This is a genomic window from Pseudomonas gingeri (assembly GCF_013385425.1).
GTDB lineage: Bacteria > Pseudomonadota > Gammaproteobacteria > Pseudomonadales > Pseudomonadaceae > Aquipseudomonas > Aquipseudomonas gingeri_D.
In genome coordinates this window covers 12,499-32,928 of the sequence record NZ_JACAQA010000043.1, presented here as the reverse complement: position 1 = coordinate 32,928, position 20,430 = coordinate 12,499, and the positions used below count along the sequence as shown (strand labels likewise).

Below are 20,430 nucleotides of genomic sequence, written 5' to 3'. Positions count from 1 at the left end.
GACGGCGAGGGTAAGCCCACCTAGCCACAGACCTTTCTTGTTCATGCTTGCTCATCCTTCGCCAGCGTTGTGCTCGAAACGGGAAGGGTAGGCAGGCATGCCGAAGCGGGGTATCACCTCGCCGCGCAACAGTGTGTTGCGCCAACTGCACCTGCGCCGAGCATTGCGCCTCGCGCATCGTAGTGTTGCTCCGCCGCCTGATTCCTAAGTTGCAAACAGGCACCTAGGCTAGCGCCATCCATTCAACCCCTAATGAGGTGTGGCCATGTCCCTTGGCAGCTCCACAACGTCTGATCTGAAGGCGACGCCTGTCACGTCGCCAACCCTGTCCACCACGATGGTCGTTTTGCTTGCGTTCTGTTGCGGGGCCGTCGTCGCCAACCTGTATTACGCCCAGCCCATCGTTGAACTGATTGCGCCGCAGATTGGCCTGTCAAGCGAGCACGCCAGCCTCATCGTTGCCTTGACTCAGCTCGGCTACGCATTGGGTCTGTTCTTTTTGGTGCCCCTGGCCGACCTGATGGAAAATCGTCGGCTGGTGGTTGGCTTCTCGCTGGCGGCTTCCTTGTGCCTGGCCGGTGCCGCGCTGAGCCAGACGCCTTCAGCCTTTCTGATCTGTTCGTTGCTGATCGGCCTCACATCGGTGGCCGTGCAGATCCTGGTGCCACTGGCGGCGCATATGGCGCCGGAAAAATCCCGCGGCCAGGTGGTGGGCAACATCATGAGTGGCTTGCTGTTGGGGATTCTGCTTTCCCGCCCGATTGCCAGCACGCTCACCGAGTCGTTCGGCTGGCACGGGGTGTTCTTTGGTGCGTCCGCCCTGATGGCGATGATCGCGCTCTTGATGGGGGTTGCCCTGCCGCAACGAATGCCCGCTCACCGTGCCAGCTACGGGGCGTTGATCGGTTCGATCTTCAGCCTCGCGCGCCGTTATGCCGTGCTTCGCGAACGCTCTTTGTATCAAGGATTGCTCTTTGCCAGCTTCAGCATTTTCTGGACGATTGCGCCTGTCGAACTCATCCGTCATCACCATTTCAGCCAAACACAGGTAGCCCTGTTTACCCTGGTGGGCGCGGTCGGGGCGATAGCGGCTCCGATTGCAGGACGCCTGGCGGATGCCGGTCATACGCAGCGGGGTAGCCTCATCGCCCTGCTACTGGCGCCGGCATCGCTATTGATCGCGGCACTGCCGGCCTCGGGTTACCTGTGGCTGGTGGTTAGCGCCGTGCTGCTGGACTTTGCCGTTCAACTGAACATGGTGCTGGGACAGCGTGAGGTCTATGCTCTTGATCCGCATAGTCGCGCTCGCTTGAATGCGGTCTACATGACGAGTATTTTCCTTAGCGGAGCCTTGGGCTCGGTGCTGGCGAGCCCGCTTTACGAACGCCTGGGATGGAATCTGTTCGTCTGCCTGGCTGCTTTGATACCCGCCGTGGCGGCCGTGCTGTTTTTCAGCCGCCTGCGCTTTAGTGCGAAGTTGTGAGGCTTGCCAGCACAACCCTTCAAGGCAAACACGCGAGGCTTGTTCAGAATGCATCCAACCAGGTATATCGGTTGAGCCACTGGGTCCAGTCGCTCACAACATCGGAGTTTGGGCCATGGACAAACTGCTTGCGCTGACTATGTTCGTCGAAACCGTGCGCTGCGGTGGCTATTCTGCCGCGGCGCGTAAACTCGGCGTTTCAACCTCATCCGTCACTCGCCAGGTCGCCAGCCTCGAAACGGAGTTGGGCGCGTCGTTGCTCAATCGTACGACGCGTAGTACCAGCCCCACCGTCGCGGGACAAGCGTACTTCGAAAAGGCTCTTTTTATCCTGGATGCCCTCGCCGAGGCCGACACGGCCGTTGCCGACCGCAACGCCGTGGCCCGCGGGCGCCTGAGGGTCAGCGTACCGGTCGAGTTTGGCCGGCGGGTCATAGCCCCGCACATAGGGCGCTTGCTTGCCCAGTATCCAGAACTCGACGTGAGCCTGTCGCTGAGCGACCAAATGACCGATCTGTTGAAGGAGCGAATCGACCTGTCCGTTCGCTTGGGCTCCTCATTGGCCAGCGAAGACATTATCAGTAAACCGATCGGCCGGTTCGAACGCTGGATCGTTGCAAGCCCCGACTATCTGGCCGGAGCCGGCATTCCCTTGCAGCCACAGGCGCTTTTGAATCACGAATGCTTGCGCTTCGATTACGAGGGCCTGCATCAGGGCTGGGTTTTTCGCAGCCCGGAAGATTGCATTCGCATCAATGTCCAGGGACGGCTTGAAAGCAACAATGCCGATATCCTCCGTGAGGCGGCCTTGAGTGGCCGAGGCATTGCGTTGCTGGCGGATTGGCTGGTGGCCGAGGATGTGCGCCAAGGACTTCTGACCCGCGTACTCGCCAACTACGAGGCCAACCCGGGCGAGGCCAATGGCATGATCAATGTGTTGTATTTGCCAAACCATCGAGGATCCAGCCGGGTGAAGGTTTTTATCGCCTTTCTCGAGGAAATCCTCAGCTACTGAGGGGGGATGACAGCGCCCACGCAACACTGCATTGCGCTGCGGATATCTACTCGGAGCGAGTCATTTCACCTAAAGTCGGGTCACTGGACATTTCGGTCGATCCACATGAAAAACACGTTCATCGCCTTGGCCTTTGATTTTCTCAATCCCTGGTGTTGGGTCGGTGAAAAACGCCTGCGCCAAGCCATGGCTACCACCGGGGTCATCCTGCCAGTCGACTACCAGGCGTGTCGGTCGCACCCGGCAGCCCAGGTCGGCATGGACTATCGCACCTACCGGGAGAATCGCTTCGGCAGCCAAGCCAAAGGCCATGAAGAAGCCCTTTCCCTTGCCGCCGCGCAGTTCGGTATTTCGTTGGACTTCAGCCTGATCACCACGGTGCCGGATACGGAACGCGCGCTTCGGCTCATGCGGTGGCAGAGGGATAGGGGGCAATACACCCAAACCCTGTTTGAAGGCATTTACCATGCGCTTTTTTGCGAGGGCAAGGACATCAGCGATCCAGCGTCGCTGGTTGCCTTGCTCCCGCAAGACACCGAAGAGCGGCACCTGGCCATGAACTTTCTGCGCAGCGAAGACGGCGTCAAGGCGCTTGTGGAGGCCGAACGCGAAACCAGCGCATGGTGTGGGCGCCTGACACCAGCCATCCAGTCCGGCGGCACGGTAATCAGCGGCGCGCAGCCATCCGCCATCTTGGCAACGCTGCTCAAACCTCCCCGTAGCCAGCACCTCGTTGCGCAATAGCTACATCAAGGTGCTGGGTGCAATCCCCAGGAGACCCGTCAGGGTGTTCATGATGGCCTGTTGTCTGGTGCGGTTGGCCTGGTGTTCCGCTTCTGCGGCAGCCACATCCGCTTGGCAGTGCGGGCAGGTCGACTCGTGGGGATAGATGTATTGCAAACAGCCACGGCACAGGGCCAGTTGCACGGGAATGCGTCCTTCATCCGGCGATTTCTGCCCTTGATTGGCCCAGGCCAGTTTGATCACCTGACCGCTATCGCTGACGCTGCTGACTTTTTCACCGGTGTCGATACGCTCGGTGATCAGGTCGAAACGCCCGACCGCGAAGGAGGCCTGCGGGGCGTCCTCGATTTTCACGATTCGTTCTCGCAGCCCTTGTTTTTCCAGGTCCAGCGCACGGTAATGGCAGTAAGGATTGTTGCCTGGCTTGCCCAGCAAGGAGTGTGAGGTCCAGGTGCAGCCACCGCGGCACACATCGTTGTAGTAACAGCTGCGGCAATAACCCCACAGGTCCTCGACGCCGCGCAGGCGCCCGAAATGCATGCCTTCACTGTAATGCCAGATGTCGTGCAGATTCATATTGCGCACGTTCCCGCCGGAAAAGCCGACGGTGGCCAGGGAAGGGCAGCCTTTCACCGTGCCATCGGCCTCAAGTGCCAGAACCGTTTGGCCGGCGGCGCAGCCACTCCAATGCACGCGCTCGTCACCAAAGCCGCGCCAGAGATGTTCGTAAGGGCCGTAGTAGCCAATGTTGTTGCCCACGTTCATCAGCAGGCCGCGATCGACCCCCTCCCGGTAAAGCCGCGCCAGCAACGGCATCACTTCAAGCAACTGGCTGGGTTGTAGCAGTAGCTCCGGGTGATCGACGGCATTGCCCATGGCGACCGTGAGCTGGATCTGCCAGTGAGTGGCGCCCAGCTCGATAATGGTGTCCATGAGCGCCGGCAAATCCGGCAGGGTGGCCGCGCCGATCTGCGTGTTGACGCTCACGGCGAGCCCGGATTGTTTGGCGCGGCGCAAGGTGTCCACGGCCTTGTCGAAGGAGCCCGGGACATTGCGTACCGCGTCATGCAGCGGGGCAAGACCATCGAGCGAAACGCCGACGCCATTGAGGCCGGCGTCGACCGCGGCCTGCATCTTGGCGGGCGTCAGGTTACGTCCGCCTGTTTGTATGGCGCAGTACATGCCGTGATCGTGGATCGCCCGGATCAGCTGCGTCCAGTCCTTGCGCAAATAGGCTTCACCACCGATCAGGGTGATCTCTCGTGTACCGAGAGCCGCCAGTGAGTCGATCACCTCCAGGCATTCGCGCGTGTTCAGTTCATCGGGACGTCGATGGCCCGCGCGTGAGCCGCAGTGCAGGCATTTGAGGTCGCAGGCCAGGGTGATTTCCCAGACCACATGAACCGGTACGTAGCGTTTGAGGTCGGTCTCACTGAGATAACGGGCAGGGCGGTTGTCTGACATGGGAAAATCCTTGCGCGCGGGCACGGCGCGATACGAGTCCATCGAAGTGTTCGCGCCTTCCCTAGCGTCGATGGCGCGGTTGGATTTGCCTCTGGTTGGAAAGACCCGGGAGAGACCAGAATCGGCCTCGCCCGGGCAAAGCGGACTAGCGTGCTTCCAGGCGCGCGATTTCCGCGTTCAATTGCTCGAGGGCGCTTTGCAGCACACCGTGATGCGCCAGTTGCTGCTCTCCCAGGTGCACAACGGATTTCAGTTGCGCCAGATCGCCACTGGCTTGTGCCTGCTGCACCGCCACGGCGTAGAGCGGCAGTACGGGATGCCTCCCAGGCTCGTGCTGCTCGACGGGGGCCTGGCTGACAGCGGCGTGCCTGACGTAATGCTCTTGGCCATGCTCGAAGTAGTTATAGTCGACAAACCCGCTGGCCCAATCCGCGCCGAGGATCCCCTTGAGATGAAACGTCTCGGCGATCTGGCTGGGCGGTCTGCTTGGGCCACCCTCCAAGGTGAGGACAATGTGGTTCTCCACCGAGGCTGTCAGTTTGGCCTCGGAGTAATTGCCCCAGACCTTGGCGCGGAAATTAACCGTTGGGTAGGTGCTGGCGAACACACTGGCAATCCCGGTGACGGTCTTGCGAGCGGTATCGACCAGCAGATCGAGGGTAAGTACCGGCGCACCCAGCAGTGGGGTATGGGTGATGAGGCGAGTATGAAAAAGTCCAATCGACATGGTGCAACTCCCTTGATTGTATGCGGACAGTTCAATCTGATCGCGCCGCCAGTCAGCGCCGCTCCAGCCTGCTGATTTCGCCCTTCGCGGCTTCCAGTGCGCTCTGCAACTGGGGTTGCTGCTCCAGTTGCTGTTTGGCGAGGCCGGCCAGGTGTTTCATCTGGGCCAGGTCGCCGCTGGCAATGGCGCTCTGAATCGGCGCGGCGTACAGGGGCATAATCGGTGGGTAGGGCAGAATGACCGGGCCAGGGCCCATGGGTGGGAAGAAGCGGGATTGCACCGGTTCATTGAGGTGGGCGGGGACGTTGTTGACACTGACCCGGTGCTGGCCATCCTGGTAGTGGTAGCTGGCCACGCCTTCTTTCCAGTCACTGCCCACCACCAGGTGCAACTTGAAGTTCACGGCAGTGTTCGCAGTGGGGCCGCCGTGGTTGCCTTGAGCGGTAATCAGGATTTTGCTGACGGCCGGTGACATGACCGTCATGTAGGTGTATTCACCCCAGACATCCGACTGTAGATCGAGCGGCGGGTTGATCGCCTGGGTGACGATGGCAGTACCACTGACACTCTGCTCGGGCGTAAAGACCAGCAGATTGAGCGTCAGGCTTTGTGCCCCGGGGGCCGAGGTGCCAATTCGATAACTGAGTGGGAACAAGCCGACAAGTTGCTGAGTAGAACCAGACATAGTTATTGCCTCCATTGCATTGAGAGAAAGGCCCTAAAGCTTCTCTAAACGGGAAACTTCCTTGGCCAGCTTTTCATACGCGGTTTGCAGGTCTTGCGGTTGCGGCTTCGTTGAGTCACGTTGCTTCAGCAACGCTTTCATCTGCTGCAGATTGCCCTCCTCGATCGCGCCTTGGATGGCGGTCCCGTAAGGAGGTAAAGCGTGGGGCGTTGAACGATTCATAACGATGGATCCTTCCGTGGTGTTGCCAAACCCTCCTTCCGGGAAGGAGGGCACCCTTATGCACGCTGACCCCGTTTCGTGGCGATGTTTTGCCCGTCGACAATGGCCGCTTGCAATTGCGCGTTAGCGAAGGCACCGGTGGTGGGCGACGATTCAATCGCGCCGTTGAGTTGCCCACGCTGACTGTGTAATGTTCGGGGGCGTCTTGATGACCGGATTGTGATGATCGGCGGCCAGGAGGGGATGTGAAAAAAACGTGCGAATCGATAGTACGTTGGTCATCTTTCTATCCTTGAGAGAAAACAACGAAACGCATGGATCAACTCGTCACTCAGGGCGAGCGAATAGATGATCGCAAGCACAAACCATCCCTGATTTTCTTGGGTATTAGCTGTCGGTAACAGCAGGTTTTCCGATACTCGCAGACTGGCATTTCGCCAGTTACGTAACCCTAGATATGAATTTTCGATCGTGCCAAAAAAAGCGCCGAACGGTCATGTCGGTTCATTTTCAGGAAGCGTGCGCTGTGAGCCGTTGTATCAAATGGCGCCCTATAGACCGCAAGGTACGCGACAATCGCCAGCTCACCTTAGAGGGCATCAGCCCATGGACACTAGAATCTTACGCAACCTGATGCGCATCGTGCAGACCGGCTCGTTGTCGGCGGCCGCGGAGCAGTCCAGTTTGACGGTGCAGGCGTTGGCCGCGCAGTTGAACAAGGTCGAAGAGCAGTTTGGTTTTCGCCTGTTTCGGCGCTCCAACAAGGGCTTGACCCTGACCCCCCAGGGCACGGAACTCACGCCCTACATGGACAAGGTGTTGGTCGCCACGCGACAGATGGAAGAGAAAGTCACCGCGCTGAAGGCGCCTGGGCAACGCACCCTGAAGGTGGCGCTCAATACCACGCTGTCGGAGGACTTCAATCGGAGAATGATCGGGCGCCTGATCGAGGTGTTCCCTGACCATCAGCTGGAATTCAGCTACGCCGAGTCGATGGAAAACCTCAGCAAACTCAAGAACGAAGGCTTCGACCTGGCCGTGTTGATCGGCCCGCAAAAGCTCGGATTGCCGAGTATTGTGCTGCCGGATGTGCATATCCGGGTGGTGGGCGCCCACTGTGGTGATGAGCGCGATCCGTTGGTGCTGCTGGGTAATAAGTTTCTGGTTCGTCCGGCGGATGATTGTCCGTATTCCCACAGTTTCTCGCGCTTTCTCGATGCCGGCCTGGGGCGCTATGAATCCGCCCAGCGGATGATCTACTCCGGCAGCGAAATCCTGACCCTTTCGTTGATCACGCAGATGGACGGCCTCGGCATGGTGTCCCGCGAGGCGGCCCTGCGTAACGGCTTGAGCATCTTTCCTGATTTCGAGGATTTCCTCGAAGTGCGATTGGTGGTCAACAACCCGGAGTTGTCGAGCCAGGCACTGAACGATGTGGTCGCGTTGGGCCTGCATGAGCGAGTCGCGCACCCTGTACGCAGCCGTTCCAAGCCCGGTATCGAAAATGTGCTTCAGTGATCGGCGGTGTCGTTGGCACTGGTGTTCAACCACAGGCGCAGCTCCGTCTTGAGGAGTTCGCCGTAGCTGTTCTTGAGCAGTACGTTACGCAGTTCTGTCGGGTAGATGGGCGCATCGCCATAGATGATGGTCTTGATTGCCCCGCCATCGTAGCCTTGGTGGCGGGCCTGCTCGACCATGCAGGTGAACATGGCGGGGGCCACGAACAACGTGATATCGCCGAATCCGCTCGCCAGTTCGAACAGTTCGTCGACCTTGAATCCGCGAGACTCCGGGACGACATGGCGAGCGGCCCGGCGTACATGGATCAGGTTATAGAGCCCGGCACAGTGAGACATCGGCGCTGCATAGACCACGGCCTCATCGGCGTCGATCGGATCGACATCGGGTGAATAGCCCTGTGACATGGCCGTCAAGTTGCCATGGCTGAGCATCACCGCCTTGAAGCGATCGGTGGGACCGCAGGTGTAGAACAGCCAGGCGAGGTCATCGGCCTGACGCGGGCAGGGCGTGTCCGGCGGCGAAGTGATTGAGGTGAGTGCGCCCATGTCCTCCCGATCCAGCTCTCGACACGCCTGGGGCAGGGCCCCGGGCGCGAACACCTGGCCGCCATCGGTCAAAATCAGCCGGGCCCGGGCATTGCGCACGATCCAGCCGGCCTCGACGGGGTGCAGCTTGCAGTCGATCGGCACCGCCACCGCGCCGGCCCACCAGATGGCATAGAGCAGTTCGAGGTATTCGCAACAGTTCATCATGAACAGCGCGACCCGATCGCCGGGGGCAATGCCGTGCTCGTCGATCAGATACCCGGCACGGTGCCGGACCAGGTCGACAAACACGCCGTAGTTGGCGACTTGCCGTCGTCCCTCGAACAAGGCCGGACGCTCCGGGTAACGAAGGCCGGCGTCGTCCAGCCAGTTGGCGATATTCATGCTCGGCTCCTGCGTGGCTGATCGCGGATTTCCTGGTCAGTCGTCGACGCCAACTGCCCTGTTTAGAGCGAGCACTACGAGTCTTCACCGCATTGAGCGGCATAGTCCGTCAGGTGTGGATTTGCGTCCATGAGAAATAACTTCAGGCATCTCAAGCGTTGTTTGAATCGCCCTTCAAGGCAAAGTCCGCGGGGTCGAACCGATCGCTCGTGTCCATCCGAATATTTCGCAGCCCCACTGTTTCCAGGTGCGACGCGTATAGGGGTTCCGAGAAATAGCTGATCAGGATGGAGCGACGGCGTGCGCCGATGACGTTCAGACTGCCCGCATGCACCAGATCGACATCAAAAACCAGGATGTCTCCCGCGGAGCCTGAAAGCTGCACGGACCGGGACTCGTCATTGAAGTCGAAGGGTGGTTCTTCCTGCCCGGGGCGATGGCTGCCGGGGACGATCCGTGTCGCGCCGTTCCCGGGGCCATAGTCGTCAAAATAAGCCAGGGCGCCGACCATGTCGCCGGGCCGTTGGGCCGACAAGTCGCGGTGCAGCTGTTGATGGCCGCGACCGGCCAGGGGCTCGCGACCCTCCACCTGGGAGAGGAAGAATCGTTCTCCGATCAACTCACCCACCACCGCCAGCAACTCCGGCAGGCGGCACACCGCCTGAACCCTGGAGTCATCGTCCAACAACGAGTGGCGACAATCCATGCCCCGCGGTACTGGCCATTGATCCGACGGTTTCACGCCTGCATCGAATACGGTGCGAAGCTCATCCAGCCACTCGGCCGGGATCGCTCGGCGCAGCAGCACATAGCCCTCTCGATGGAGTTGCTCGCGGTCAGTCATAGTGTCCTCAAGTCCCTTGCCACCCACGCCTCCTGCAGAACCGGCCCATGGCGATTTTGCAGCATACGGGGCTTCCACGGTGGTGACCACACCGGCGGGAGACGTTTGCCCGTCTCCCGTCAAGGGCGGGCTCAGGCGTTGAGCGGGTTCAGCTTGGCGATCAGGACCTGAGCGGCTTCGGTGGACGAGCCCGGGTTCTGGCCGGTGATCAGCAGACCGTCACTGACGACGTGGGAGGACCAGTCATCGCCCTTGGAGTACAGGCCACCGTTGGCGACCAGTATGTCTTCAACCAGGAAGGGCACTACGTCGGTCAGGCCTACAGCTTCTTCCTCGGTATTGGTGAAACCGGTGACTTTTTTGCCTGCAACCAGTGGCGTACCGTCAGGCTTTTTCACGTGGCGCAGCACGCCCGGAGCGTGGCACACCAGGGCAGCAGGCTTGCCGGCAGCCAGGAACGCCTCGATCAGATGGATCGATTTTGGATCTTCAGCCAGGTCCCACAATGGGCCATGGCCACCTGGGTAGAACACCGCGTCGAAATCACCCTGGGAGACGCTGTCCAGTCGCACGGTGTTGGCGAGCAGGGCGGTCGCCACGGCATCGCTCTCGAAGCGGCGGGTCAGGTCGGTCTGGAACGATGGCTCGTTGCTCTTCGGATCGAGCGGCGGCTGGCCACCTTTGGGCGAGGCCAGGACGATATCTGCATTGGCGGCGAGGAAGGCGTAGTAGGGCGCTGCCAGTTCTTCCAACCAGAAGCCGGTTTTACGGCCAGTGTTGCCAAGTGTGTCGTGGGAGGTCAGTACCATGAGAATTTTCATTTTGAGCGTCCTGTTTTCAGTTTGAGGCCGTGGGATCACGACAAATCGAGCGTTTTAATTAGACTGGTCGTCTATGGCCTGGGCGAAGAAAAATTATTGGGTAGCCTTGATGATCAGCTCCGCGACGTGCTGTGGATAGAACAGCATCGCTACGTGGCTTGATGGCACTTTACGCTGTATTCCTTTTTGTCGGGTGGGGTGAATGTGTGGCTACAGTATCTTCCATTAGACCAGTCGTCTAGTATTTTTTTAGGTCTTTTTGCGCAACGCTTCTCATGGGTTTTTCCTACGCGATGAGGTGTCGCGAAAGGACAGTGGATTGACGTTGGGGGGGGGAGAGTAACGCGAGCAGTGCAGCACCACGATGGGCGATACACCACTCATGCCATGATTCAGGGCAGGTTGAGAATCTGGCGGGTCGTGGCTATCGCCGTCTCGAAGGGCTGGACACTTTTCGTAATCTTCACCATGACGCTGGCGCCGACCCACAATTGATAGAGGCTCTGCGCAACGTTGCGAGGATTACCGGTGATGGTCAGAGAGCCTTCGGCCACACCGATCTCAATCGCATTCGTGAGGCGATCGATAATGCCCGCCGTGCCTCGCTGGAGCACGGCGCGCATGGTTTCGGAAAGGTCGGCAACTTCCACGCCCAACTTCACCGCCAGGCACTTGCCCTGGCAATTCTGAAAGGACTGGGTGGCCTGCCAGATGTGAAAGTAGTTCAGCAACCGCTGGGCCATCGTCTGGTTGGGCTGGGCGAGCGTCTGATCGATATCGTCGAGGTAGGACTCGAAATAGTCTTCCAGCACGGCCTCGCCAAACGCGTCTTTCGAGCCGAAGTAGTGATAGAAAGATCCTTTCGGCACACCGGCGGTGGCCAGGATCTCGTTCAGGCCCACGGCGGTATACCCTTTGGCGGCCATGATTCGTTGGCCTACATCAAGGATTCCTTGGCGGACATCAGATGTTTCGCGAGTCTTTGGAGTGTTCATGGGGCGATGGTAGTGGTTCCTAGTCGATCGGTCTACTAGGGGGTCTTGTTTTAACCCCGTCATGCGGCGGGTGTTGGATTTCCAGGTCAATAGATCAACAAGCGCCAGCAAGAGGCCAATCGCATCAACTGATCCGCAACCCACTGCTCTTGTCAAACACATGCAAATGCTCGCAACGGCCGCGCGAGGTCATGTGCTCGGACCGGATGCCGACCACCACCGAGGTCAATGTGTCGGCCCAAGGCGATGAAACACGGCGGACATCGAACCATGGCGTTCAGGTGAGCACCAGACCTGGCCCTCGGACCACATCACCCGATCGCGCAGTTCCCGCACCTTGGGATGGTCCACGAGCGCATCATCGGGCAGGGGCAGACCGGACGGATCGAAGATGACCGTCTCGGCGCCCATCAGCGTCAGGATGTGTGCCGCTTCCTCCGTCAGCAACCGACTGAAGGAGCGTTCGCGAGTCGATCCATAGAGCAAAAGAATGCGCGGCTTGTGCGTGGGCGGGCGGTACTGGGCGAGCCGATCATCGCTAGGTATATCGAACAGTGACAGGTCCAGGTTCGGCGCATCGCTGGGGTTTTCCTGGGTAAATTCGTTCATCAGAGCTCACCAATCCGGTCCAGCGCCTGCTTCAACTCCGTAGGGTTGAGCGCTTTGAAATCGAGAGAGAAAAAGGCGGCGAATCGCTGGCGGATGTGCGCGACCGTCGCGTCAAATGCGGCCTGGACCTCTTCATCCGTGCCGCTGACGTCAGACGGATCAGCCAAGCCCCAGTGGCTCTTGATGGCGGGGCCGAAGTACACCGGGCAGGGCTCGCCGCCGGCCTTGTCGCACACGGTGATCACCAGGTCCGGCGGATTGTCGGCAAAGCTTTCCGAGCCCTTGCTATAAAGTCCCGAGGTGTCCACGCCAAGCCCTTGCAAGGTGCTTACCGCGCGAGGGTTCAAGCGCCCGCTGGGGAAGCTTCCGGAACTGACGGCCGTCATCCCTTCAGGCGCCATCAGGTTGAACAGGCCTTCGCTGAGCACGCTGCGGCAGCTATTGGCGGTACACATGAACAGAACTTTCATCATTTGCTCCTGGGCTTGGATGCTCAACCGCAGGGCCTGGGGTATGAGCGGGATGGGAAGTGTGAGAGGGCGGCCAACCTTTGATTGTCTCGGGCGCGGGCTCAGCAGCAAGCGGCCTGGCGAACAGGGCGGTCTGCCATGGAGGCAAGGCGGTCGGTGCCCCGGTCGACCCAGGCTCGATTGGCCTTGAGGGTCACCTGGAGAATGTCCGAGACCCACTCCGGCAACTGCGGGTGCAGGCGGTAATAGATCCATTGCCCTTGGCGGCGATCTTCCAGCAGCCCGCAGGTGCGTAGCTGGGCAAGATGACGAGAAATTTTCGGCTGGCTATCGTCCAGCGCCCAGATGAGTTCACAGACGCAAAGCTCTCCCTGTTCGCAGAGCATCAGCATGATCCGAGCGCGGGTCTCGTCACCGAGGCACTTGAAGACAGTGGCGGGGGAAAGACTCATGGTGGTGTCTCACAATACATATGAATATTCGTATATTCGAATATACATATTTATAGGCTGTGTCGATAGTGCCGGTGCGGACGGCGTTGAGCCGGGATCGGGCGTTGTGGTGTCAGCTCTGGAGGAGGGGGGCACAACCCCCCGAGCGTAACGGACTTGGGGGGGATGTCATCGTCTGCGGCTTCTATTCACCGGCGGGTATAAATCAACAGCAAAATAGCCCCCTGTACCGAACCCGTGCTATGTGCCGCATCCGGCGCCCGGCAACAGTAGTCGCCGACATTCAATGTTCGTTCCTGATCAAAGAAGGAGCCTTGCAGTACGAACAACTGCTCCAGCTCCCCGGCATGGGTATGACTGGCGACCTGGGCGCCGGGATCGACCTTCATCAACAGGGTCTTTTCACCGCGCTCGGGGTCCTCGAACAGCGGCTTGATCCAAAAGCCTTCCGCCGCCGTCGGCAGCCATTCATCAGCGGAAGACGAATGATAAAGCGAGCCGTTGACCGGGCCTTGAATGCCGTTCTTGGCGCTGATTTTCCAGGAGGGGGCTTCATTGTCTGGCATGTTTTGCACCTGGGAGTGGGTTGGCTTACAAGTCCTTGACCAGTCGTAAGGCGTCGTAGATCGCGGCATGGGTGTTGCGCGCTGCCACCGCATCGCCGATGCGGAACAGCTGGAATGTGCCGTCCGGATTGGTCACGAGCTGTTGCGGGTGGCCGACGATCAGGTCCTGCTGCTCAACCACGCCACCGTTGCTGGACGCCGGTTTCAGCTCGAAATACAGCTCGTCCAGCGGTCGGGTGCCGTGGTTGACCACCACTTGATCGACGCGCCGGACCTTGCGCGCACTGCCATAGTCGCTGTCGATGCTTGCCAGCAGCCCGGCGCCCTCGCGCTCTACCGCGAGCAGGCGGAAGGTGACGGTGAAGGTGGTATCCAGCGCTTGCAGCGAGCGCATATAGGGCACCAGGTTCATCGCCATGACCTCTGGCGCGAAGGTCCGGTCCGGGGTCATGATTTCGATTTTCGCGCCCGTTCTGGCAATGAACTCGGCGGCTTGCAGGCCGGCATGATCACCGGCATCGTCGAACAGCAGGACATTGCGCCCGGGTTTCACATCCCCGGAAATAATGTCCCAGGCCGAGACCACCAGCTCATTGCCGGCCGAGAGAATCTCGGTGTGGGGTAGGCCTCCGGTGGCGATGATCACCACGTCCGGGTTTTCGTCCCGCACGGTGCCGGCTTCGGCCCAGGTATTGAAACGAAAGCTCACGCCGCGCGCCAGGCACTGGGCCATGCGCCACTCGACGATGCTGATCATTTCCCGCCGCCGTTCCGATTGCGCGGTGAGTCGAACCTGCCCGCCGGCCTGGTTGGCGGCTTCGAACACCACCACCTCATGGCCACGTTCCGCCGCCACCCGTGCCGCTTCCAGCCCGGCGACACCGGCCCCGACAATCACGATCCTGCGCTGGCGCGCGGCCTTGGGAATGTCATGGGGCATGCTGGTTTCGCGGCCGGTGGCCGGGTTGTGGATGCAATAGGCGGCCCCGCCCTGGTAGATCCGGTCCAGGCAATAGTTGGCGCCGACGCAGGGGCGAATATCCTCTTCACGACCCTCGATGATCTTGCGCACGATATGCGGATCGGTCATGTGCGCGCGGGTCATGCCGACCATATCGATCTTGCCCGAGGCGATGGCATGGCGGGCGGTGGCCACGTCCGGGATCTTCGCCGCATGAAAGGTCGGGAATTGGGTGGCGGCGCGAATCTCCCCGGCGAAATCCAGGTGCGGTGAGTTGCGCATGCCCTGGATCGGAATCAGGTCGGTCAGGCCGGCGTCGGTGTCGATATGCCCGCGCACCACGTTGAGAAAGTCCACCATGCCGCTGTCTTTCAGGCGCCTGGAGATGTCCAGGCCATCGGCCTGGGTCAGCCCGCCGGGCATTTGCTCGTCGCCGGTATAGCGCACGCCGACGATAAACTCATGGCCGACACGCTGGCGGATGGCCCGCAGGATGTCGAAGGTAAAGCGCAGCCGATTGTCGATGGAGCCCCCATAGGGCGCCTCGAGGTCGTTGGTCAGCGGTGACCAGAACTGATCCATCAGATGCCCATAGGCTTGCAGCTCGATGCCATCCAGGCCGGCGGCCTTCATCCGCTCGGCGGCATCGGCATAGTCCTTGATGATGCGTTCCACATCCCAGTCTTCCATCTTCTTCGGGAAAGAGCGATGGGAGGCCTCGCGTTCGAACGACGGTGACACCACGGGCAGCCAGTCGCCCTTGTCCCAGCGCGTGCGCCGGCCCAGGTGGGTCAACTGGATCATCACCGCCGCGCCATGCTCGTGGCAGGCGTCGGTGAGGTCGCGCATCCAGCCGACCACCTCATCCTTGTAGGCGAGGATGTTGTTGAACACCGGCGGACTGTCCCGGGAAACCGCGGCCGACCCCGCGGTCATGGTCAGGGCCACGCCGGCCTTCGCCCGCTCCACGTGGTAGGCGCGATACAGCGCCTTGGGCATGCCGTCCACCGGATAGGCCGGTTCATGGGCGGTGGTCATGATGCGGTTGCGCAGAGTCAGGTGCTTCAACTGATAGGGCTGGAGGAGCGGATCGTTCAGCATCGTCAAGACTCTCCGGAACAGGGCAGGGACCTCGGTTGAAATTACGGTAGGGCGAAATGTACACCTGTGTCAACACACTGGACATAGGTGTACATTTTGCTTGCGCAGCGCTGGGTGAGGGATTAGGATCGAGCCATGAACGAACCATCCAAAGCAGTAGAAAGCGGCTGGAGAGGGTCCCTGGAAGGGTGGCTCGACGCCGCATATGAAAGCCTGACCGAGTGCGGCGTCGATACGGTCCGGGTGATGCCGCTGGCCAAGAAGCTGGGGCTGTCGCGCACCAGTTTCTATTGGTTCTTCAAGGACCGCGAAGAGCTGCTCGGCGCCTTGATCGAACGTTGGCGGGTGAAGAACACCGGCAACCTGGTGGCCCAGACCGAGTGTTATGCCGAGAGCATTGCCGAGGCGATGCTCAATGTTTTCGACTGTTGGCTGAACCCCGACCTGTTCGATTCACAGTTCGAGTTCGCCATGCGCAGCTGGGCCTTGCAGTCCGCTGAAGTGGCCGAACATATCCGGGTCGCCGACATCGCCCGACGTGAAGCGTTGATCCGGATGTTCAGGCGTTTCGACTATGACTTCGACGCCGCCGATGTGCGGGCGCGAACGATCTACCTGACTCAGATCGGCTACATCAGCACCAACACCCGGGAGGACATCGGCGAGCGCATGCGGCGGATTCCCGAGTACGTGAAGATCTTTACCGGCCAGGAACCCCTGGAGCGCGAGTTGAAACGTTTCTACGCCCGCCATGGGTATGTCACGGATGACGCGTCACCCCCCAACCCGCAATGACCGCGACTTCTGACTGACGAAGGCAGGTTCATATGTTCGACGCACCCACGATAGGCATTATCGGTGGATCGGGATGGCTTGGCCGCTCGATTGCCCAGGCGCTGCTCGACAAGGCATTTGTCCCGCCCGAGGCGTTGGTGCTTTCGAACCGCAGCGGCCGTCACCCGTTACCGGGCGCCAGGCGCTCGCAGGTGACGCTGACCTGTGACAACCAGGCCCTGGTGGAGCGTTGTGAGGTGATCATCCTCGCCGTACGTCCCGAACAGTTTGCCGAGGTGGAGATTTTCGCTGAAAACCGCCTGGTGATTTCCTTGATGGCCGGTGTGCCCTTGGCGGAGGTGATGGCGCTGACCGGCAGCCGCCAGGTGATCCGCGCCATGGCCAATGCCGCCGCGCAAATCGGCAAGTCCTACACGCCCTGGTTGGCCGCGCAGGCGGTCAGCGACCCGCAGAAAGCCTTTGCCCAGCGGCTGTTCGAAACCTTCGGTGGCGCCGATCAAATCTTCAGCGAAGGTCATTTGAACTACCTCACGGCGCTGGTGGGGACCGGGCCGGCCTACCCGGCGCTGCTGGCGCGCAGCCTGCTCGAACATGCCCTGGGCGTCGGCCTGCCTGCCGCCATTGCCCGGCGTGCGGTGAACGCCGTGGTGGTGGACGCCAGCCAGCTGATCGGCCCTGGCTACAGCGTCGATGAACTCTTGCAGACACTCATCAGTTATCGCGGCGTCACCGCCGCGGGCCTTGAAGCCATGATTGCCGGCGGCTTCGATAAAACAATAAAAGCAGGTCTGGATTCGGCGGCCTCGGTCGCCAGTGCCATGGGTCCATTTGTCCATTCTGCTGACACCCAAGAAGGTCCGATGACGCGGTAGTTGGCCCTTCCTAACTCTGGCCGCAATCGAGGTTAGCGTTTATGAATATAAAGTCTTTCTCGAAGACGGGACTTGCCCTGGGGATCGTCGCCTTCAGTGGATGGGCGGCAGCAGCGGAGTGCGGCGATGTGACCATCGCCAATATGAACTGGCAATCGGCCGAGGTGATGGCCAACGTCGACAAGTTGATCCTCAATGCCGGCTACGGCTGCAATGCCAGCCTGGTCACCGGCGATACGGTGCCGACCATCACCTCGATGGCCGAAAAAAGCCGACCCGACATCGCTCCGGAAGGCTGGATCGACCTGGTGCCCGAGGTCGTCAGGACGGGCATTCAGAGCGGTAACCTGATTCAGGCGGCGAACTCCTTGTCCGACGGCGGCTCGCAAGGCTGGTGGATTCCGAAATACATCGCCGACGCCCATCCGGACATCAAGAGCTTCGATGATGTGAAGAAGCACCCGGAACTGTTTCCGGCCCCGGACGACCCCAAGAAAGGCGCGATCTACAACGGTCCGCAAGGCTGGGGCGGCACGGTGGTCACCAGCCAGTTCTACAAGGCCTACGGTTTCGAGAAGGCCGGTTTTGTGCTGGTGGATACCGGCTCGGCGGCGGCGCTGGACGGCTCCATCGCCAAGGCCTACGAGCGCAAGGCGCCCTGGCTGGGCTTCTACTGGGCACCCACCGCGTTGCTGGGCAAGTACCCGATGGTGAAACTGGACAATGGCCATGCGGTCGATCCGGCGGAGTGGAAGCGCTGCAACACGGTCGCCGACTGTCCTGATCCGAAACCCAACGGCTGGCCGATCGATCGGGTCTATACCTTGACCACCAAGTCCTTCGCCGCGCGCTCGCCCACCGTCATGGCCTACCTGAACAAGCGCGCCTGGTCCAATACCACGGTGAACAAGCTGATCGCCTGGATGACCGATAACCAGGCCACCGGCGAGGAGGGCGCCAAGTACTTCCTGAAAAACAACGAAGCGCTGTGGAGCCAGTGGGTCAGCCCTGAGGCGTCGAGCAAGATCAAGGCCGCGCTGTAATCCCGCGGAGCCATGCAGTCCGTTGCGACGGGCTGCATGGCTCCCTTGGCGGCAACAACAATAAAAACACCCATGTATTGAAACGACCTGCCAGCGTTCTTACGGTCTTCTACGAAAGGGGAATGTCATGGAGTGGTTGCTCAGCTTTCCACATATGGATGACGAAAGACTCCGCGCCTTGAAAAAGGTCATCGACGGGGCCTTTCGTCATTTCACCAGTACCTACGGCGATGCGTTCGAAGCTTTTTTCCAGCCGCTGCAAGTGTTCCTCAATCAATCCGAACGATTTATGACCAGCACACCGTGGCCGATCATCATCGTGCTGGTGGCGCTGATTGCCTGGTTCGCCAGTCGCAGCTGGCGCATCGTCCTGGGGTGCGTGTTCACGCTGATGGCGATCGGTTATCTGGACATGTGGACCGACACCATGAAAACCCTGTCGATGATCTTCGTCTGCACCGTCATCTCCATCGTCATCGGTTTGCCCACCGGCATTGCCATGGCCCGCTCCAATCGCCTGCGCAACCTGATCAGCCCGGTGCTCGACGTGATGCAGACGTTGCCGAGCTTTGTCTACCTGATTCCGGTGGTGATGTTGCTGGGCATCGGCAAGGTCGCCGGGCTGATCGCGGTGGTGGTCTATGCCTTGCCGCCGATGATCCGCCTGACCAACCTCGGCATCCGCCACGTCGATGCCGAGATGCTGGAGTGCGCCGATGCCTTTGGTTCGTCCAGTTGGCAGAAACTGAAAAATGTCCAGTTGCCGCTGGCGTTGCCATCGATCATGGCCGGCATCAACCAGACGATCATGATGGCCCTGGCCATGGTGGTCATCGCCTCGATGATCGGGGTCGAGGGGCTCGGGCAACCGGTGCTCAAGGCCATTTCCAACCAGTACTTCACCCTGGGCATGTTCAACGGCCTGGCGATTGTCGGCATTGCGGTGATCTTCGACCGGGTCAGCCAGGCCTACGGCAGAAGACTGCAAAAGCACCTGGAGCGGGTTCATGGCCACTAATCCGAGCGATGATTTCGGCATCGAAATCAGGCATCTCTACAAGATCTTCGGTTACGAGGCGCAAGCCAGTATCGAGCGGGTCAAGCAGGGCATGAGCAAGGCCGAGCTGCTGAGCCGGCACAGTCATGTGCTGGGCCTGAAGGACATCAATATCAGCATGCCATCCGGCGGCATCCAGGTGATCATGGGGCTGTCCGGGTCGGGCAAATCGACCTTGATCCGCCATATCAACCGCCTGATCGAGCCCACGGCCGGCGAAGTCATGGTCGGTGGCGTGGATGTGCTGAAGATGAGCCCCCACGAGTTGCGGGAATTTCGCCGGCACAGCATTTCCATGGTGTTCCAGAAGTTCGCGCTGCTGCCGAACCGCACCGTGCTCGAGAATGCCGTCTATGGCTTGGAGATCCAGGGCATGGCCCGTGGCCGGCAAGTGGAGATCGCCATGGGCTGGCTGGAGCGGGTCGGCCTCAAGGGCTACGAACTGCACTACCCGAATCAGCTGTCCGGCGGCATGCAGCAGCGGGTCGGCCTGGCCCGGGCCCTGGCCAGCGACGCGCCGATCCTGTTGATGGATGAAGCCTTCTCGGCCCTGGATCCGCTGATCCGCATGGACATGCAATCGGTGCTGCTGGACCTGCAGAAAGAAATCAGGAAGACCATCGTCTTCATTACCCATGACCTGGATGAGGCGCTGCGCATCGGTGATCGCATCGCGATCCTGCGTGACGGCGAGGTGGTGCAACAAGGCACCCGGCAGGAGATCGTCATGAGTCCCGCCGACGACTACATCGCCAACTTCGTCAAGGAAGTGAACCGCGGCCGGGTGATCAGCGTCGAGGCCATCATGCGTCCGTTTGTCCAGGTCAAGGCCCAGGCCGCGCTGACGGTCCCTCTGGGGACGTCACTGGAGTCGGCGGTCAAGCGGCTGGTTGAAGCGGGCGTCGATGAGCTGGTGGTGACGGACAGCCAGGGGCAGCCCGTGGGGCAACTGGCGCTCAAGTCGATCATCGCGACCATGGTCACTTCGACCGTGAGCGAAGCGTCGTCGGTGGCGCCGTCAAGAAGTGTGGCGCAGGCGCTGCTGCGCTGAGAG

20 protein-coding genes and 2 pseudogenes are annotated in these 20,430 nt (G+C 60.5%); 9 read left to right on the top strand and 13 right to left on the bottom strand.

The window, feature by feature from the left end; translation table 11 throughout:
* Positions 1-265: 265 nt before the first annotated feature.
* The 3 genes from HX830_RS30810 (at position 266) to HX830_RS30800 (ending at position 3,242) form a co-directional block, all read left to right on the top strand.
* Entirely contained in the window at positions 266-1,483 is a 1,218-nt protein-coding gene (locus HX830_RS30810) for an MFS transporter (protein WP_177104548.1), read from the top strand.
* A 115-nt stretch (positions 1,484-1,598) separates the two neighbouring features.
* Positions 1,599-2,498 carry a LysR family transcriptional regulator gene (locus HX830_RS30805; protein WP_103496832.1) on the top strand — a complete coding sequence of 300 codons (900 nt, stop codon included), beginning with the start codon at positions 1,599-1,601 and terminating at the stop codon, positions 2,496-2,498.
* A gap of 105 nt (positions 2,499-2,603) precedes the next feature.
* On the top strand, positions 2,604-3,242 hold the full coding sequence (locus tag HX830_RS30800; protein WP_177104546.1) for a DsbA family protein: 639 nt from the start codon (positions 2,604-2,606) through the stop codon (positions 3,240-3,242).
* On the opposite strand, the gene HX830_RS30795 is transcribed toward HX830_RS30800, so the two are convergent.
* The 4 genes from HX830_RS30795 to HX830_RS30780 all read right to left on the bottom strand — a co-directional run bounded on the left by HX830_RS30795 (position 3,243) and on the right by HX830_RS30780 (position 6,340).
* The gene (locus tag HX830_RS30795; protein WP_103496830.1) at positions 3,243-4,706 is read right to left on the bottom strand and encodes a GDL motif peptide-associated radical SAM/SPASM maturase; all 1,464 of its coding nucleotides are present in this window, start codon (positions 4,704-4,706) and stop codon (positions 3,243-3,245) included.
* A gap of 145 nt (positions 4,707-4,851) precedes the next feature.
* On the bottom strand, positions 4,852-5,433 hold the full coding sequence (locus HX830_RS30790; RefSeq protein ID WP_103496829.1) for a DUF1842 domain-containing protein: 582 nt from the start codon (positions 5,431-5,433) through the stop codon (positions 4,852-4,854).
* 52 nt (positions 5,434-5,485) lie between these two features.
* Positions 5,486-6,118, bottom strand: a complete 633-nt coding sequence (locus HX830_RS30785; protein ID WP_100941713.1) for a DUF1842 domain-containing protein — start codon at positions 6,116-6,118, stop codon at positions 5,486-5,488.
* A gap of 33 nt (positions 6,119-6,151) precedes the next feature.
* Entirely contained in the window at positions 6,152-6,340 is a 189-nt protein-coding gene (locus HX830_RS30780) for a DUF1843 domain-containing protein (RefSeq protein ID WP_103496827.1), read from the bottom strand.
* 606 nt (positions 6,341-6,946) lie between these two features.
* On the opposite strand from HX830_RS30780, the gene HX830_RS30775 reads away from it, so the two are divergent.
* On the top strand, positions 6,947-7,858 hold the full coding sequence (locus tag HX830_RS30775) for a LysR family transcriptional regulator (RefSeq protein WP_152741941.1): 912 nt from the start codon (positions 6,947-6,949) through the stop codon (positions 7,856-7,858).
* A gap of 77 nt (positions 7,859-7,935) precedes the next feature.
* On the opposite strand, the pseudogene HX830_RS30770 reads toward HX830_RS30775, so the two are convergent.
* From HX830_RS30770 to HX830_RS30730, 9 genes and pseudogenes are all read right to left on the bottom strand, one after another.
* Positions 7,936-8,790: pseudogene (locus tag HX830_RS30770) on the bottom strand (AMP-binding protein); the annotation flags it as partial.
* Positions 8,791-8,941: 151 nt separating this feature from the next.
* Complete coding sequence (locus HX830_RS30765; RefSeq protein ID WP_177104534.1) at positions 8,942-9,634, bottom strand: phytanoyl-CoA dioxygenase family protein; 693 nt, start codon at positions 9,632-9,634, stop codon at positions 8,942-8,944.
* Between the two features lie 131 nt (positions 9,635-9,765).
* Positions 9,766-10,455, bottom strand: coding sequence for a type 1 glutamine amidotransferase domain-containing protein (locus HX830_RS30760; protein WP_152741938.1), 690 nt, complete (start codon positions 10,453-10,455; stop codon positions 9,766-9,768).
* Between the two features lie 392 nt (positions 10,456-10,847).
* Entirely contained in the window at positions 10,848-11,450 is a 603-nt protein-coding gene (locus HX830_RS30755) for a TetR/AcrR family transcriptional regulator (RefSeq protein WP_152741937.1), read from the bottom strand.
* A 249-nt stretch (positions 11,451-11,699) separates the two neighbouring features.
* Positions 11,700-12,059: pseudogene (locus tag HX830_RS30750) on the bottom strand (NAD(P)H-dependent oxidoreductase); the annotation flags it as partial.
* Positions 12,059-12,529, bottom strand: a complete 471-nt coding sequence (locus HX830_RS30745) for an arsenate reductase ArsC (protein ID WP_177104530.1) — start codon at positions 12,527-12,529, stop codon at positions 12,059-12,061. The gene HX830_RS30745 and the pseudogene HX830_RS30750, both read right to left, overlap by 1 nt.
* A 101-nt stretch (positions 12,530-12,630) precedes the next feature.
* Positions 12,631-12,981: a metalloregulator ArsR/SmtB family transcription factor gene (locus HX830_RS30740; protein ID WP_177104520.1), complete on the bottom strand. Its 351-nt coding sequence runs from the start codon at positions 12,979-12,981 to the stop codon at positions 12,631-12,633.
* 188 nt (positions 12,982-13,169) lie between these two features.
* Positions 13,170-13,547, bottom strand: a complete 378-nt coding sequence (locus HX830_RS30735) for a cupin domain-containing protein (RefSeq protein WP_177104518.1) — start codon at positions 13,545-13,547, stop codon at positions 13,170-13,172.
* 25 nt (positions 13,548-13,572) lie between these two features.
* Positions 13,573-15,609 carry an NADH:flavin oxidoreductase gene (locus HX830_RS30730; protein WP_177104516.1) on the bottom strand — a complete coding sequence of 679 codons (2,037 nt, stop codon included), beginning with the start codon at positions 15,607-15,609 and terminating at the stop codon, positions 13,573-13,575.
* A 135-nt stretch (positions 15,610-15,744) separates the two neighbouring features.
* Between HX830_RS30730 and HX830_RS30725 the strand changes: the two genes are divergently transcribed.
* The 5 genes from HX830_RS30725 (at position 15,745) to HX830_RS30705 (ending at position 20,427) form a co-directional block, all read left to right on the top strand.
* Positions 15,745-16,404: a TetR/AcrR family transcriptional regulator gene (locus HX830_RS30725; protein ID WP_103496816.1), complete on the top strand. Its 660-nt coding sequence runs from the start codon at positions 15,745-15,747 to the stop codon at positions 16,402-16,404.
* Positions 16,405-16,436: 32 nt separating this feature from the next.
* A complete protein-coding gene (locus HX830_RS30720; RefSeq protein ID WP_177104514.1) occupies positions 16,437-17,276 on the top strand; it encodes a pyrroline-5-carboxylate reductase family protein in 840 nt (279 codons plus the stop codon).
* Positions 17,277-17,317: 41 nt separating this feature from the next.
* A complete protein-coding gene (locus HX830_RS30715) occupies positions 17,318-18,319 on the top strand; it encodes an ABC transporter substrate-binding protein (RefSeq protein ID WP_103496814.1) in 1,002 nt (333 codons plus the stop codon).
* A gap of 154 nt (positions 18,320-18,473) precedes the next feature.
* Entirely contained in the window at positions 18,474-19,337 is an 864-nt protein-coding gene (locus HX830_RS30710) for an ABC transporter permease (protein WP_371317559.1), read from the top strand.
* Positions 19,327-20,427, top strand: coding sequence for a quaternary amine ABC transporter ATP-binding protein (locus HX830_RS30705; protein ID WP_177104510.1), 1,101 nt, complete (start codon positions 19,327-19,329; stop codon positions 20,425-20,427). The genes HX830_RS30710 and HX830_RS30705 overlap by 11 nt, the downstream gene beginning before the upstream one ends.
* The last annotated feature ends 3 nt before the right edge of the window (positions 20,428-20,430 follow it).